The sequence below is a fragment of the Pseudactinotalea sp. Z1739 genome (assembly GCF_049725055.1).
GTDB lineage: Bacteria > Actinomycetota > Actinomycetes > Actinomycetales > Beutenbergiaceae > CALKWS01.
The window spans coordinates 25,864-40,837 of record NZ_JBMPQA010000013.1 but is presented as its reverse complement, the minus strand read 5'-3'; the positions used below and the strand labels follow the sequence as shown (position 1 = coordinate 40,837).

The following is a 14,974-nucleotide window of genomic DNA, read 5'->3' as shown; positions in this document are numbered from 1 at the left end:
AGAGGACTCAGGACGCTCGCGGCACCTCGAGGACGGGACTCAGACCGCGCGGACGACCTTGCCGGCCTTGAGGCAGGACGTGCACACGTTCAGCCGCTTCGGGGTGCCGTTCTGGACAGTGCGGACCTTCTGAATGTTCGGGTTCCAGCGCCGCTTGGTCCGGCGGTGGGAGTGCGAAATGGAGTGGCCGAAGCTCGGTGACTTGGCGCAGACGTCGCACGTGGCAGCCACGGGAATCTCCTTGGTTGGTCGTGTGCTCGTCACCTACTCATCGGCGACAGGCCTGATATCGGCAGGCCATCGGATGTTCCCGGGGGCCCGCGCGCCCATTCGGGCAACCGGTACAGGATACCGGCCCCGGCGACTGGTCACAACGCCATCCGGACCGGGTGCGTGGGTGAGAATGGTCACCTTCACCTCGCCGGGTCAGGACAGCGGTGCGGACAGCTTCGTGGTGAGGACACCATGGGGCCGGCCCGGGGCTCATCGTAGCCAACTCGCCCGGCCCCGTAATCAACCCGCCCGGCCGCACTACCGCCGTCACCCGCTACCCACGGCGCAGGGCGGGTGGATGCCTGCGACGTCGGTGGGCACCGATCGGTCGGTGGGCGCCGATAGCATGGCGCCAGCCCAGCACATCCACGAGGAGGCTCAGGTATGCCGGGACAGGTCAGCCCGGGCAGGGCCCTCGAACGCGTGGTCGGACGCGCCGCGGAGCGTCTCGCCTCGTTGGGCATCCACTCCCTGCCGGACCTGCTCTATCACTTCCCGCGCAAGATCATCCCGGTCTCCCACTACTCCTCCCTGGCCGAGGTGACGCCGGGGGAGTACGGCACCGTGATCGTCGAGGTGCAGCAGATCCACGGCAGGCCCACCCGTCGGCACGGCCTGCACCTGACCACGCTGGTGGTCACCGATGGGGTCGAGACCGCCGATGCGGTCTTCTTCGGACGCGGCAAGGGAATGGAGTTCGCCCTCCGCAAGGCGGTCCCGCCGGGTAGCCGGGTGGAACTGTCCGGTGATGTGGACTGGCGTGGCGGGCGGATCCAGTTCAAGAACGTCACCTACGCCCCGATCGATCCGGATGAGGCACTGACCGAGGACGTGCGGAACCTGCATGCCGACCTCGCCGAGCTGGAGACCGGGCAGCGCCAGCCGAAGCGGCGGGAGCTCCGCCCGGTCTATCCCGCCACCGCCGAGGTGCCCTTGGACCTGGTGCGCGCGTCGATCGAGGTGGCCCTGGCCCACCTGGACAGCGCCGGCTTGCACGACCCGATCCCGGCCGAGGTGCTGCGTGCCCGCGACCTGATGCCGCTGGCCAGCGCCCTGGAGACCATCCACAACCCGCCCACGATGACGGAGTACGAGGCTGCCCAGCACCGCTTCCGGTTCGAGGAAGCATTCCTGCTGCAGACGGCGCTGGCCCGCCGGCGCGCCGATATCGCCGCCTACGATGCCCGGGCGCGCCCGGGCCGCTCCGGCGGCCTGGTCGAGGCCCTCGACGCGGCGTTGCCGTTCGAGCTGACCCAGGGCCAGCGCGAGGTCGCGGCCGAGATCGCCGCCGACCTGGCCGACCCTCACCCCATGCAACGGCTGCTGCAGGGCGAGGTCGGCTCGGGCAAGACGGTCGTGGCCGTGCGGGCGATGCTGCAGGTGGTCGAGTCCGGCGGGCAGGCCGCGCTGCTGGCACCCACCGAGGTGCTCGCCCAGCAGCACGCCCGCTCGATCGCCGACCTGCTCGGCCCGCTGGGGCGCGCCGGGATGCTCGACGGCGACGACGCCGGAACCCGCATCGTGCTGTTGACCGGGTCGATCACCGGTGCTCGGCGCCGGCAGGTCCTGGCCGAGATCGCCTCCGGGGCAGCCGGCATCGTCATCGGCACGCACGCCCTCCTGCAGGAGCAGGTCCAGTTCGCCGACCTGGGCTTGACGGTGATCGATGAGCAGCACCGCTTCGGGGTGCAGCAGCGCGAGGCCCTGCGGGCCAAGAGCAACGTGATGCCACACCAGCTGTACATGACCGCCACCCCGATCCCGCGGTCGGTCGCGATGACGTTCTTCGGCGACGTGGAGGTCTCCACACTCCGCGAGATCCCCGCCGGTCGGGCGCCGGTCACCACCCACATCGTTCCGGCAGCCAACGAGCGATGGCTCGCCCGGGCCTGGACCAAGATCGCCGAGGAGATCGACCGCGGCAACCGTGCCTACGTCGTCGCTCCGAGGATCTCCTCGGGCACCGCCGAGGAGAGCACCGACCTGGTCGATGACGACGACGCAGGCCCGGCCGCGGCCGCGTCCCGTTCCGCCCGGGCCGGGAGGGCAGCCGGCCCGGGCGGCGGGCCCTCAGGTGCTCCGGCGCCGATGAGCAACGTCACCGACGTGGCGCAGATGCTCGCCCGGCACGAGTTGTTGGCCCATATCCCCCAGGGCATGCTGCACGGCCGGTTGCCGGCGGAGGAGAAGGATGTCGTGATGGCCTCCTTCGCCGACGGGCGCGCCCCTTTGTTGGTCACCACCACGGTGGTGGAGGTCGGGGTGGACGTGCCCGAGGCCACCGTGATGGTGATCCTGGACGCCGAGCGGTTCGGGCTGTCCCAGTTGCACCAGTTGCGGGGCCGGGTCGGACGCGGCAGCGAGCCGGGGTTGTGCCTGCTGGTCACGGCGGCCGAACCGGGCAGCCCGGCGCACGAGCGCCTGGCGATCCTGGAACGCACCAACGACGGTTTCGTGCTGGCCGAGGAAGACCTGAAGACCCGCAAGGAGGGTGATGTGCTCGGCTCGGCCCAGTCCGGCCGGTCCCGCTCGCTGCGCCTGCTGCGGGTGGTCACCGACCGCGACATCATCGCCCGGGCCCGCGAGGACGCGCGGGCCCTGATTGAGCAAGACCCTAACCTGGTGCATCATCCCGAACTGCTGACCGCGATCACCACGATGGTCGACCCCGAACACGAGGAGTACCTGGACCGTGCCTGAGCCCACCCCCCTGGTACGGACCAAGGGCCTCACCCTGGGGTACGGAGCGGACCTGGCCAGCCGGGTCTGCCCACCGGTCTCGGTCTCGGTCGCCCCCGGCCAGGTGCTGGCGGTGATCGGCGCGAACGGCACCGGCAAGTCCACCTTCCTGCGGGCGGTGGCCGGGCTGCTGCCCCCGCTGGCCGGGTCGGTGCAGACCTTCGGGCGCCCGGTGGACGAACGCGCCGCGTGGTTCCGGGCCTACACCGCGATGCTGCTCGATGAGGACTCCTACCTGCCGGCCCTGACCGTGCGCGAGCACCTGCTGCTGACCGCCCGTGGTCACGGCGTGAAAGGGGTGTCGGACCTGGTCACCGACCTGGTCGAGGAGTTCGGACTCACCGACCGTCAGCACGCCATCCCCACCGCGCTGTCCTCGGGACAGCGGCGCCGGCTGCTGCTCTCGGCGGTGTTCGTGCGGCCGCGCAAACTGCTCCTGTTGGACGAGCCGGAGCAGCGCCTGGACTCGGGCATGCGGGACCGCCTCGCGCAGCGCCTGGTTGCCGAACGGGCTGCCGGCGGTGGCGTGGTGATGGCCACCCATGACCCGGTCCTGGTGCGCCGGTCCGCTACTGCGGCGGTGCTGCTCACCGAGGACGGGGTCACCCGGCTCTCACCGGAGGACGGTGCCCGGGCGATCGAGGCGCTGTGAGCCGAGGCGCCGCGAGTAACGGGACCGAGGCTCCCGAGGGTGGGCAGTGGCCACCGCCGCCCCAGGAGGCGCTGTCCGGCGTCGACCTTCGGCGGCTGACCCGTCAGGCCACCGAGGCGCACGGCGGTGGCCGGATCAGTGAACTGGTCGGAGAGGTCTACTCCGTCCTGGTAGCCGGGGCGATCGCCTGGCTGGTGGTGATCGGTGCCGTGCAGGCGCTCGGAATGGAGGCCGATACCGGCCAGGCACCAGCCCTGATCGAACCGGGCTGGTTGGCTCTGGCCGCGGCGACGCTGGCCGCCGGCGTCGTGGTCAGCCTGTTCGCCCGGTTGGGCCCGATGGCGATGGGGGCCGGTCACGCCACCTGGTGGCTGCCGATGCCCGCCGACCGATCCGGGATGCTGCACCCCCGGCTGTTGGCCATGCCCGCGGCGGGCATGGTCCTCGGAGTGGCTCTGGGGGCCGTCGTCGGGGTGCTCGCGGACCCCGGGGACCTGTTCCGGTCGGTGGTCTGGTCCATGGTCTCCGGTGGGGTCGCGGGCATCGTGGCGGTGCTGGTCTGCGTCGCCGGGCAGATCCGGCTGGGTGTCGAGCGCCCACGGCGGGTCCGCCCGTTGGTGGTGACCGGTGATGCCCTGGTGGCCGCCGGACCGATGCTCGCGCTGGTCGCGGCGCTGCTGCGGCCACCACCGTTGAACCTCGTCGGGGCCCTGCCGCCGGCCACCGCGATCCTCGGCGTGGCCGCGGTGCTGCTGCTGTGGTGGTGTTGGCGCCGGTTGTCCCAGGTGGGTGGCAGTGAGTTGCGCCAGCGCGGGGCCGTGACCGGGGCCGCCGCCGGGTCGGTGCTCTCCCTGGACACCAGGGAACTGGGGCGGGCGCTGTCGGTGCCGGGTCTGCCCCGGACCCGGCGCAGGTCGGCCTCCTTCGGTTGGGTGCGCGGGCCCGTCCTGGCCCTCATCACCGGTGATGCGATCACGATGCTGCGCAACCCCCGGCATCTGATCCAGGCGGGCATGGCGGTGGCGATCGCCTTGGTACCGCTGGTGGCCGGAGCCCCGCTGGCGCTGGCGGTGGTGGCCTTCGTGATCGCCGGGTACCTGGCCGCGCTCGCCACCGGGGAGGGCGCCAGGCTGGCGGAGGTGGCGCCGGTGCTGGACCGCACCTATCCGCTCGGTGCGGCGATGGTGCGCCGGGTCCGGGTGGTCTGGCCGGTGCTGGTCCTGGGGCTGTGGTGCCTGGTGGTGACCACCGGGTGGGCGCTGGCCTACGAGGACTGGCAATGGGTGCCGCTCGGCCTGGTCGCCGCACCCACGCTGGCCGCAGGGGTGTTGCGGGCCGCCTACCGCAAACCTCCGGACTGGGGGATGCCGTTGGTGCCCGGGCCGGCCGGCCCGATGGCCCCGGGCGTGGTCACGGCGTTCTCCCGGGGGCCCGATGTGGTGGTGCTGTGCCTGATCCCGCTGCTGGTGGCGGCCCTGGCCACCGGTCCGGGCACCACGGTGCTGTTCATCCAGATGGCCACCTCCGCGGTGGCGCTGTCGATCGCGTGCTACCTGCCCGCACCGGACCGGAGCCCCGGCGGCGAGGGTGGCGTGGCTGCGCAACGGAGAGGTTGAGGATGTCGCGCATCATCGCAGGGGAGTTCGGCGGGCGGCGGTTACGGGTCCCCGCCCAGGGCACCCGCCCCACCAGTGACCGGGCCCGGGAAGCCCTCTTCTCCCGGTTGGAGCATCTGGGCGCCCTGGACGGCGCGCGGGTCCTGGACCTGTACGCCGGCTCCGGTGCGCTGGGCCTGGAGGCGCTCAGCCGTGGCGCACGCGAGGTGGTGATGGTGGAGTCCGCACGCCCGGCAGCGGCCGTCTGCCACGCCAATGCTCGAACCCTGGGCGTGGCCGATCGGGTGCAGGTGATCACCGTCCCGGTCGAGCGGTACCTGGGCCGGTCGGCACCGGCGGCCGGATTCGACCTGGTGCTGGCCGACCCGCCCTATGACGTGGTGGACCTGGACGGCGTGCTCGAGGCCCTCGCCCGGGACTGGTTGGCGGCCCGGGCGGTGGTGGTGCTGGAGCGGGGGGCCCGTGCGGCAGACGTGGACTGGCCGCCGCCGCTGACGCCTATGGACGTGCGCCGGTACGGTGACTCGGTCCTCTGGTTCGCCGACACCGGGTCGGACTGAGACAGAATCTGCCTACGTGGTGGCCGGCTGGGTGAAGGGTGCGCCCAGCTCGGTGAACGTGCGGCCCTGGACCGCCACGCGCTCGCACCAGTCCTCGATGTCGGTGACCACCGGGTGGTACCCGTGCTCGTCGTCCAACCAGGTCACGTGCTCCGGGGCGATCGGGGTCGGGTCCGGCGCGGTGCGGACGGCCTCGAGCACTCGCATGAAGGCCCCGGTCTCACGCACGTCGGAGAGCAACGGGACCCCGGAGTTGAGGTGATCACAGAGGTTGTGCAGCAAACCGGTGCGTCCGAAGGTCAGGTCCACCGGGTCGAAACCGTTGCGCACGGTCAGCGTGTCGTCGGTGTAGGAGAAGTCGAGCTCCCCCTCGCTGCCGAACACGGTCACCCGCGGGGAGGAGTGCCCGGGTGCGGTCAGGGCCAGCCCGAAACTGAGGCTGAGTCCGTTGACGGTGCGCACACGCACAGCGGAGGTGTCATCGGCCTCGATGTGGTGCGCGCGGAACAGGTCGGTCACCACCTCGTCGACGTGGTCGGCGCGCAGTGCCCCGGCGATCCGCAGCCCGGTGGCCACCGCGTGCGCCAACGGGTTGGTCACCACACCGTCGACCACCTCGCGGCCATCCATCCGGCGCCGGCCGGCCCACGGTGCGCGAGCGTAGTAGTCGGTGCTGCGCAGCCAGGTCCCCACCCCGCCGATGCCGCGCAGTTCGCCGATCTCGCCGGAGGTGATGCGCCGGGCGATCTCGGGCAGCGCGTGCGACCCGAAGGACTGGAATCCCACCTGGCAGGCCAGGCCGGTCTCATCTGCGACCTGGACCAGACCGTGGAACTCCGCCAACGTGGCGGTGGTGGGCTTCTCCACCAGCACGTTCGATCCGGCGCGGAGCGCCTGCTCGGCCAGCGCACCGTGGGTATGGATCGGGGTGGCCAGCACCACGATGTCCGGCACGGTCCGGTCGAACAGGTCATCGAGGGAGGTGAGGGAGACCGCCGAGTCCGGGATGTCCGGCAGCCCCTCGGTCCCGTGGGTGTCCACCACGGCCACGACCTCGGTGAGGCCCTGGGCGCTCAGGGCGCTGAGCGCTCGAAGGTGCTGACGTCCGTACCCCCGGGCACCGACGACGGCGACGGATCTGGTCACATGTCCTCCTGCAGGATGCTGGTCTGGTCGGCGGCCAGCACGGCCGCCTCATCTGGGGTGATGGCCCGGTCCGTCAGGACCGCGGCCAGGCTCATCCGGTAGTGCTGCCCGAGTCCGAGGTGCCGCTGGTCGCGCCAGGTCACGGCAGGCCCGGCGCCCACGTACCCTTGCGTGCGCACGAACCACGGCAGCGTCGGCGCCGGTTGGACCAGCAGCAGGCTCACGGTGCCTCGTTCGCGCTCCTGCTGCACCAGTAGCCACGGACTGCGCGAGCCGAGCGCCCGCTTCGTGCCACCGCCGTCGACGACGGTGACCGTGGTCGGCCAGGAGGTGTCCGACAGCCGCCAGAACAGCCCGCCGTACCCGGCTCCGATGCGCCCGCGGGTGGCCGGCGACCCCAGTGCGAGCGCGGTGGCGTCGGCGTGCAGCACCGAGTGCCAGTGCAGCGCCCAACCCTGGGCCTGGGGAAGATGCACTGCGCGCAGATGCCGCTGCTCACTGAGGTGATGGGTCCCCGCGGCATCCAGCCACTGCACCTGCTGCTCGATCGTGGTGGTGCTGGCGTGGGTGTGCAGGACCTGCTGCCGACCCTGGTCGGGCAGCATCTGGTACCCGCGGGATTCCACGTAACTGGGCCCGCCCCAGTAGTTGCTGGAGTCCACGTCCGCGATCGCGTTGGACATCCCGTAATGGTGCGGGTGATCGGCCGGTTCGGCCTCGGTCATCTCCACCCCGTCCAGAGTGCGCACCGGGTGCAGGTAAGGCCGGGGGGAGTGGTCGGGATCCATCGAGGTGCCGTCGCAGTAGTCGGCTACGGGTGTCCCGGCCACGATCAGAGTCTGGGCTCGGATTGCGGTGGCGTGAGCAGTCACGCGGGATGCATCTCTTCCTTACTGGATGGGAACGATGCCCGGGCACGGGCCGAGGGCGTCGCTGGCAAAGAACCGCCACCCAGGGTAGCGCCGAACCCGGGCTCCCCGAACAGGGGCGCGCCGACCCACGGCGCCCCCGGACTCGTGCCGACCGACCCGGGTCGCGCTGGGCCGTGGCGTATCTGGCAGGATCGTGGCATGACTTCTCCTCGCGCCGTCATCATCTCCGGAGCCGGGCGCTACGCCGACCCGTGGCACCCGTTCGAGCAGACGTCCGCCGCGCTGGCCCGGCTGCTGGCCGAGAACGGCGTCACCGCGCACATTCATCCCAGCGACGCCGGGGACGTGGACCTGGCCGGGGTCGACCTGCTGGTGGTGAACGCGGGGGGCGGGTCCACCACGGATGACGACGCCGCCGCCTCCGATCCGGTCGCGTTGCGCCGGTCGGTGCTCGACTTCACCGCAGCCGGCGGGCCCACCCTGGTGGTGCACACCGGATCCAACACCTTCTATGAGTCCGCTCGCTGGTCGGAGTTGCTCGGCGGGGCCTGGGTGACGGGCGTCTCGATGCATCCGCCGTTGGGCGAGGACGTGGTGCAGGTGGTCGATGCCGATCATCCGATCAGCACCGGCTTGAGCGAACTGCGCATCCGCGACGAGCGGTACAGCTTCCTGCGGGTGGCCCCCACCGCCCGGGTGCTCATCACCCACCGGCACGACGACGCCGAACACGCACTGGTGTGGGTGCACACCCACGAGGGCGTGCGGGTGGTCTACGACGCCCTCGGCCATGACGAGGCGGCCTACGCCGGAGCGGACCGGCGCGAACTGCTGCGCCGGGAGGTGGCGTGGCTGCTGGACCGGACGACCGGGTAGCCCCGGGGCGCCGTCGGCCTCAGGTGACCGCGCCGACGTGCCACGGGATGAACTCGTCCTGACCCAGGTCCAGTTCCTCGCTGACGGTCCGCTGCCCGGAGGCCACCGCGATGATCTGCTCGTAGATCTCCCGGCCCTTCTGCTCCAGGGTGGTGGTGCCGTCGACGATCCCGCCGCAGTTGATGTCCATGTCCTCGTGCATGCGCTCGTACATGGCGGTGTTCGTGGCCAGTTTGATCGACGGCGTGGGTTTGCAGCCCAGCACCGAGCCGCGTCCGGTGGTGAAACACACCACGGTGGCGCCGCCGGCCACCAACCCGGTCACCGAGACCGGGTCATAGCCGGGGGTGTCCATGAACGTGAATCCGGTGTCGGTGATCGGTTCGGCGTACTCGTAGACCGCCGTCATCTCCGCTGAGCCCCCCTTGGCCACCGCACCGAGGGACTTCTCCAGGATGGTGGTCAGCCCCCCGGCCTTGTTGCCCGGCGAGGGGTTGTTGTCCAGGGTGCCCGCACCGGCAGCGGTGTAGTTCTTCCACCACTCGATCCGGTCCAGGAGTTTGGTGCCCACCTCCGGGGAGACCGCCCGTCGGGTGAGCAGGTGCTCGGCCCCGTAGACCTCCGGGGTCTCGGCCAGCACCGAGGTGCCGCCGGCGGCCACCAGCATGTCCGAGGCCAGCCCCAGCGCGGGGTTCGCGGTGATGCCGGAGTAGCCGTCCGAGCCGCCACAGTTCAGACCCAGGGTCAGGCGGGACACGTCCGCGGGTTCGCGCTGCACCTTGTTCACCTCGGGCAGCATCTGCCGGATCCGTTCCACCCCGGCACGCACGGTGGCACGGATCCCGCCCATGTCCTGGATGGTCATCGTCTCCACGTAGGTCCCGGTGGGTAGCCCCAGGTTTCCGGCCAGGGACTCCACCGGGATCATCTCGCAGCCGAGTCCGAGCACCAACAGGCCACCGAAGTTGGGATGGTTGGCATACCCGCGCAGGGTGCGCAGCAGCATCTGCCCGCCCTCGGAGTCCGGAACCAGCCCGCACCCGCTCTGGTGGGTGATCGCCATGACGCCGTCGATGTTCTCGTACCCTTCGAGCGCACCGATGCCGCGGAACTGGTCGGCGATCATCTTGGCGGTCGAGACCGAGCAGTTCACCGAGGTGATGACGCCGATGAAATTGCGGGTGGCGACGCGCCCGTCGGGCCGGTGGTAGCCCAGGAACGTGCGGGGCAGGTCCGCTGGCGCCTCCGGACGGATCCGGTCGGTGCCGAACTCGTGCTCGCGCTCGGCGGGGTCCATGCCCAGGTTGTGGGAGTGCACGTGCTGACCGGCAGCGATCGGGCTCAGCGCCAACCCGATCGACTGCCCGTACTTGCGGACCTGCTCGCCCTGGACGGCGTCGCGGACCGCGAGCTTGTGTCCCATCGGCACCGCCTGGGTCACCTCCAGGGTTCCGCGTTCGGCGAGGGGGGTGCCGGCCAGGTCCAGGACCGCGCCCGGGCTGAGTTCCCTGGTGGCCACGGCCACGTGGTCCTGATCGGCCAACAGCAGCGCGGTCTGGGAGAAGGGGAGCGGGGAATGCGGCACGGCTGCCTCCGGACGGGTGCGAAAACGCTTTCATCATACCCGGTCGGTGCACCTCGGCTCCGCGACCAGCCGCACCTCGGGCTCCGCGATCGGCGCACCGGTACCGGATCGGGCGGGGGAGGTGCTTTCGAATGTACGTTATTGACGTGAGTTCTCGTATCGCCGTCTGCCCCGGTTCGTTCGACCCGGTGACTTTCGGGCACCTGGATGTGGTGCACCGGGCCCGGAGCCTGTTCGATGAGGTGATCGTGGCCGTGGGCATCAACGCTGGTAAGTCCGCCCTCCTGGACCCCGAGCAGCGCGTGGACCTGTTCGCCGGCGCGGTCGCCGATCTGGCGGGTGTGCGGGTGGAGCGGATGGACGGGTTGCTGGTGGACCTGTGCCGCGAACACGGTGCGGACGTGATCGTCAAGGGCCTTCGGGGCGGGGCCGACTTCGACGACGAGCACCCGATGGCCGCGATGAACCGGCACCTGGCGGGGGTGGAGACGGTGTTCGTCATCCCGGATGCCTCCCTGAGCCACATCTCCTCCTCATTGGTCAAGGATGTGGCCCGCTACGGGGGCGACATCACCGATCTGGTTCCGGCCACGGCCGCTGATGCGGTCTATCAGGCCCTGGGCACCCGCCCACCGAAGGAAGGCAGGCGATGACACGCGAATCCGATGCAGGTTCGTCCCTCGTGGCGATCCTGGACGAACTGGATGAACTCGTCACCAGCGCCCGGTCCATGCCGATGTCCGCCTCGGCGATCATCAACCGCGCCCAGGTGACCGAACTGATCGAGGCCGCCAAGGAGGTACTGCCCGGCCAGATCTCCCGTGCCGACCGGGTGGTGGCCGACGCCGACGCCGTGCTCGCCGAGGCACGCAGCCAGGCCGAGGACATCCTGGAACGCGCCCATACCCGGGCCGAGGAGTTGATCTCCGAGCAACACGTGGTGGCCGAGGCCGAGGCGAAGGCAGCACGGATCGTGGCCGAGGCCGAGGTGACCGCGGAGAGACTCGCCCGGGACGCCGATGACTACTGTGACCGCCAACTGGCCCAGTTCGAGATCGATCTGAATGCCGTAGCCGCCCAGGTCAGCGCCGGAAGGGCGCGCCTGGAGGAGCGCGCCCGCACCCGCGGACCGGGTGACAGCGGCGCGGGTACCCACCGTGCCGGGCCAGGTGGCAAGGAAGGACGAGAGTGACCGATTCCCCATTCGTGATCAGTACCTACGAACTGCGCCGCTCACCCGGGGCGATGATCGAGGTTGAGGCGACCGCCAGCAGCGAGACCGACCTGGGAAACCAGGTGATCTCGGTTCCGGCCCAAAGCCCGATCGCACTCGATCTGCGGTTGGAGTCGGTGATGGACGGCGTGCTGGTGACCGGATTCGCCCGGGCCGAGGCCCGCGGGGAGTGCGTGCGCTGCTTGCGTCCGGTGACCGCGGACCTGGCAGTGGACATCACCGAGTTGTTCGCCTACATGGGCGCCCGGCACGTCAAGACCGAGGACGACGCGGACGAGGAGCCGGTGCCCCAGGTGCACGCCGACACGGTGGACCTGGAGGGCACGGTCATCGATGCCCTGGTCACCTCCTTGCCACTGCGGCCGCTGTGCGATCCCGGTTGCCCGGGACTTTGTCCCGAGTGCGGGATCCGGATGGAGGACGCCGAGCCCGGCCACGCCCACGAGAAGATCGATCCGCGGTGGGCGGCCCTGGCTGCCCTGGCCGGTCCGCAGCAGGAGGGCGAGCCGGACCGTGATGCGGATGACGAAGGTGCCGCGGACCGCAGTCCCGGTGGCGGTACTCCCGAGGATGCCCACGAGCCCGACGGCGGGGATGCCCCTCGTGACTGATCCCGGCGATGCTGCGGTGCTGTTGGACGCCCTCGGCGTGCAGATCTCACCGGAGTTGTTGGTCCTGTCGCTCACGCACCGCTCCTTCGCCCATGAGGCCGGCGGCATCCCCACCAATGAGCGCCTGGAGTTCCTCGGCGACGCCGTGCTCGGGGTGATCGTGACCGAGTACCTCTACCGCAGCCACGAAACCGTCCCCGAGGGCGGCTTGGCGAAGATGCGTGCGGCAACCGTGTCCCAGCGGGCCCTGGCCCGCAGCGCACGGGCGTTGAACCTGGGGGAGTACCTGCTGCTCGGCAAGGGCGAACTGGCTACCGGTGGGCGGGACAAGGACTCCATCCTGGCCGACACCATCGAGGCGGTTTTCGGCGCCGTCTACCTCACCCACGGTTTGGAGACCACCCGGGAGGTGGTGCACCGGGTGGTGGGCGAGTCCCTGGAGCAGGCTGCCGGTCTGGGCGCGGGCCTGGACTGGAAGACCTCCGTGCAGGAACTCTCGGCCCGGTTGGGCCTGGGCACGCCCCGGTACGAGGTCGAGGGCACCGGCCCGGACCACGCCCGCAGTTTCACCGCGATGTTGCTACTGGACGGGACCGAGTGGGGCCGGGGTCACGGCCGGTCCAAGAAGGTCGCCGAACAGGACGCCGCCGAGAGGGCGCACGCCGCGCTCCACCAGGCCCACCCGGAGGTACCACGCGGTGCCTGAACTCCCCGAGGTGGAAACCGTTCGGGCGGGACTGGCGGCGCACGTGCCGGGCCGCACCATCACCGCCGTGACGGTCTACCGGGACCGTGCGGTGCGCCGCCAGGTGGGGGGAGCAGCCCAGTTCGAGTCGATGCTGCTCGGGCGGACCATCACCGCGGTGGTGCGCCGCGGCAAGTTCTGCTGGTTGTTGCTCAGCGGCCCGGACGGGGTGGGTGAGGACTACGCGCTGCTGGCCCACCTGGGTATGAGCGGGCAACTGCTGGTCCGTTCGGCACCCGACGGGGAACATCCGCACCTGCGGATCCGGATATCGATGCACGACGACGGCGAGGTCTGGTTCGTGGACCAGCGCACCTTCGGCTACCTCTCCGTGGATGATCTGGTCCCCACCCGCGACGGGGGCCCGGGAGGTTTCGCCGGTCCGGCTCCGGGCCCCGAGCAGTCCGTCCGGTCCGCAGCCGACCCGATCACCCCGGACCCGGGCGTGCCCAGCGACGGACAGGCCGCCGGGGCCGGTTCGATGCTGCCACGGTCGGTGGAACACATCGGGCGGGACCTGCTCGATCCGCTGCTGGCCCCGGGCATGCCCGGGCGAGCGGGCTTGAACCGTCGCCTGCGGTTGGGCCGACGGGACCTCAAACGGGCCCTGCTGGATCAGGAACTGACCTCCGGTATCGGCAATATCTACGCCGACGAGGCACTGTGGCGGGCGCGGCTGCACTATCAGCGCCGCACCGACCGGCTGCGCCCAGCCGTCGTCGATGAACTGCTCGACGCCGCCACCGAGGTGATGCAGGAGGCGCTGGTGGCAGGCGGCACGAGTTTCGATGCGCTGTACGTCAACGTCGACGGGACGGCCGGCTACTTCGACCGGGCCCTCGCGGTGTACGGAAGGGCGGGGCAGCCGTGCCCGCGATGCGGGGCCATCATCGTGCGGGAGTCGTTCATGAACCGGTCGTCCTACTTCTGCCCCCGGTGTCAGCGCCGCCCGCGCCGGCTCTGAGCCGGGCTGGGAGGCTTTCGCCGCGGCTGTTAACGCCCCCCGGGCGGCACCGAGTCCCCTGACCGTGCGCCGGTGTCAGGTATGCGGGTCCGAGCGCACGTCCTCCTCGTCCGGGTGAACCCGGGACAGCGCCGTGTGCTCACGGTCCACCTTGCGCCCGAGCAGGAACAGGCCCAGCACCAGGGCCGAACCGAGCAGGAAGACGGCCACCGCCAGGCCCACCTGCTCATCCGGTGCGAGCAGCTCGCGCCCGTCGCCCTGCCAGGGCCACAGCGCCCGCAGCGCCCCGGCCACCACGCCGGTGAGTACCACGAGCGTGACCTCACGCCGGTGCGCCAGCAACCATTGCAGGCCCTTGACGAACAGTGCGAGACCCGTGATCAGGCCGGCCACGAAGATGCCCAGGTAGGTCAGGTCCCGGGAGTTCAGCGCCTCCAGGGTCGGCTCGTACAGGCCGAGGGTGAGCAGGATGAATGCCCCGGAGGTGCCGGGCAGTACCAGGGCGCACACCGCCACCGCGGCGGCGGCGAAGATCAGGGGCGCGACCGGATCGAGGTTCCCTGGTGGCAGGCCCACCAGGAAGAACACACCGACGGCCACCGCGACGCCCAGGAGCACCTGGCCGGCGGACCAGCGGGTGCCCTTCATGGTGATCGGCACGATGATCGCGGTGGCCGTCATGCCCATGAACAGCGCCAGCATCGGGATCGGGTGGTCCTCGACCAGTGGAGCCAGGAACCGCGCGCCCAGCAGCACCGCCGGTACCATCCCGGCCAGCAGCGCCAGGATCACCTTCCAGTTCACCCGTCCGAACTCCATCCGGGCGCGGGCGCGGTCGGTGATCAGGGCCTTGACGCCGCTGAGGAAGTGGCCGGCGGAGGTGATGATCGTCTCGTACACCCCGGTGACCAGGGCGATCGTGCCGCCGCTGACCCCGGGCATCACTTCCGCGGTGCCGATCAGACCACCGCGGATCACGGTGTAGACGCTACGAAGGAGGGACACGGCGCAACCTTAACCGCTGCGTGCGCCGTGGGTCGGTGCGGCGCCGCGCCCGCGCCGCGGTGGGCGCAGATGCCTCAGGTGCGCACCGTCGTCGTC

The 14,974-nt window shown here is 70.9% G+C and carries 15 protein-coding genes; 10 read left to right on the top strand and 5 right to left on the bottom strand.

What is annotated here, in order from left to right:
• Positions 1-39: 39 nt before the first annotated feature.
• Complete coding sequence (rpmB, locus tag ACO0LV_RS15570) at positions 40-231, bottom strand: 50S ribosomal protein L28 (RefSeq protein ID WP_424788833.1); 192 nt, start codon at positions 229-231, stop codon at positions 40-42.
• Positions 232-657: 426 nt separating this feature from the next.
• Between rpmB and ACO0LV_RS15565 the strand changes: the two genes are divergently transcribed.
• The 4 genes from ACO0LV_RS15565 to rsmD are packed head-to-tail and all read left to right on the top strand — an operon-like array spanning position 658 to position 5,840.
• Positions 658-2,973, top strand: coding sequence for an ATP-dependent DNA helicase RecG (locus tag ACO0LV_RS15565; RefSeq protein ID WP_424788832.1), 2,316 nt, complete (start codon positions 658-660; stop codon positions 2,971-2,973).
• Positions 2,966-3,664, top strand: coding sequence for an ABC transporter ATP-binding protein (locus tag ACO0LV_RS15560; protein WP_424788831.1), 699 nt, complete (start codon positions 2,966-2,968; stop codon positions 3,662-3,664). Before ACO0LV_RS15565 ends, ACO0LV_RS15560 begins: the two co-directional genes overlap by 8 nt.
• Positions 3,661-5,280: a DUF6297 family protein gene (locus tag ACO0LV_RS15555; protein WP_424788830.1), complete on the top strand. Its 1,620-nt coding sequence runs from the start codon at positions 3,661-3,663 to the stop codon at positions 5,278-5,280. The genes ACO0LV_RS15560 and ACO0LV_RS15555 overlap by 4 nt, the downstream gene beginning before the upstream one ends.
• A gap of 2 nt (positions 5,281-5,282) precedes the next feature.
• On the top strand, positions 5,283-5,840 hold the full coding sequence (gene rsmD, locus ACO0LV_RS15550) for a 16S rRNA (guanine(966)-N(2))-methyltransferase RsmD (RefSeq protein ID WP_424788829.1): 558 nt from the start codon (positions 5,283-5,285) through the stop codon (positions 5,838-5,840).
• Between the two features lie 12 nt (positions 5,841-5,852).
• On the opposite strand, the gene ACO0LV_RS15545 is transcribed toward rsmD, so the two are convergent.
• Both ACO0LV_RS15545 and ACO0LV_RS15540 read right to left on the bottom strand, forming a co-directional pair.
• Positions 5,853-6,986 (bottom strand): Gfo/Idh/MocA family protein, encoded by a 1,134-nt coding sequence (locus ACO0LV_RS15545; RefSeq protein WP_424788828.1) that lies wholly within the window; start codon positions 6,984-6,986, stop codon positions 5,853-5,855.
• Positions 6,983-7,858, bottom strand: coding sequence for a PmoA family protein (locus tag ACO0LV_RS15540; protein WP_424788827.1), 876 nt, complete (start codon positions 7,856-7,858; stop codon positions 6,983-6,985). Before ACO0LV_RS15540 ends, ACO0LV_RS15545 begins: the two co-directional genes overlap by 4 nt.
• A 198-nt stretch (positions 7,859-8,056) precedes the next feature.
• Here ACO0LV_RS15540 and ACO0LV_RS15535 point away from each other — a divergent pair, with 198 nt between their 5' ends.
• Positions 8,057-8,734: a ThuA domain-containing protein gene (locus ACO0LV_RS15535; RefSeq protein ID WP_424788826.1), complete on the top strand. Its 678-nt coding sequence runs from the start codon at positions 8,057-8,059 to the stop codon at positions 8,732-8,734.
• A 19-nt stretch (positions 8,735-8,753) separates the two neighbouring features.
• Here the strand turns inward: ACO0LV_RS15535 and ACO0LV_RS15530 are convergent, their stop codons facing one another.
• Positions 8,754-10,319, bottom strand: a complete 1,566-nt coding sequence (locus tag ACO0LV_RS15530) for a UxaA family hydrolase (protein WP_424788825.1) — start codon at positions 10,317-10,319, stop codon at positions 8,754-8,756.
• Between the two features lie 131 nt (positions 10,320-10,450).
• Between ACO0LV_RS15530 and coaD the strand changes: the two genes are divergently transcribed.
• Genes coaD through ACO0LV_RS15505 form a run of 5 tightly spaced genes read left to right on the top strand, consistent with a single transcriptional unit; the run spans position 10,451 to position 13,873 of the window.
• Positions 10,451-10,972 (top strand): pantetheine-phosphate adenylyltransferase, encoded by a 522-nt coding sequence (coaD, locus tag ACO0LV_RS15525; protein WP_424788824.1) that lies wholly within the window; start codon positions 10,451-10,453, stop codon positions 10,970-10,972.
• Positions 10,969-11,511 carry a hypothetical protein gene (locus ACO0LV_RS15520; RefSeq protein WP_424788823.1) on the top strand — a complete coding sequence of 181 codons (543 nt, stop codon included), beginning with the start codon at positions 10,969-10,971 and terminating at the stop codon, positions 11,509-11,511. The genes coaD and ACO0LV_RS15520 overlap by 4 nt, the downstream gene beginning before the upstream one ends.
• Positions 11,508-12,164, top strand: coding sequence for a YceD family protein (locus ACO0LV_RS15515; protein ID WP_424788822.1), 657 nt, complete (start codon positions 11,508-11,510; stop codon positions 12,162-12,164). Before ACO0LV_RS15520 ends, ACO0LV_RS15515 begins: the two co-directional genes overlap by 4 nt.
• Positions 12,148-12,870 (top strand): ribonuclease III, encoded by a 723-nt coding sequence (gene rnc, locus ACO0LV_RS15510; RefSeq protein ID WP_424788821.1) that lies wholly within the window; start codon positions 12,148-12,150, stop codon positions 12,868-12,870. The genes ACO0LV_RS15515 and rnc overlap by 17 nt, the downstream gene beginning before the upstream one ends.
• Positions 12,863-13,873 (top strand): DNA-formamidopyrimidine glycosylase family protein, encoded by a 1,011-nt coding sequence (locus tag ACO0LV_RS15505; RefSeq protein WP_424788820.1) that lies wholly within the window; start codon positions 12,863-12,865, stop codon positions 13,871-13,873. The genes rnc and ACO0LV_RS15505 overlap by 8 nt, the downstream gene beginning before the upstream one ends.
• A gap of 75 nt (positions 13,874-13,948) precedes the next feature.
• Here the strand turns inward: ACO0LV_RS15505 and ACO0LV_RS15500 are convergent, their stop codons facing one another.
• Positions 13,949-14,878, bottom strand: a complete 930-nt coding sequence (locus tag ACO0LV_RS15500) for a DUF368 domain-containing protein (protein ID WP_424788819.1) — start codon at positions 14,876-14,878, stop codon at positions 13,949-13,951.
• Between the last annotated feature and the right edge of the window lie 96 nt (positions 14,879-14,974).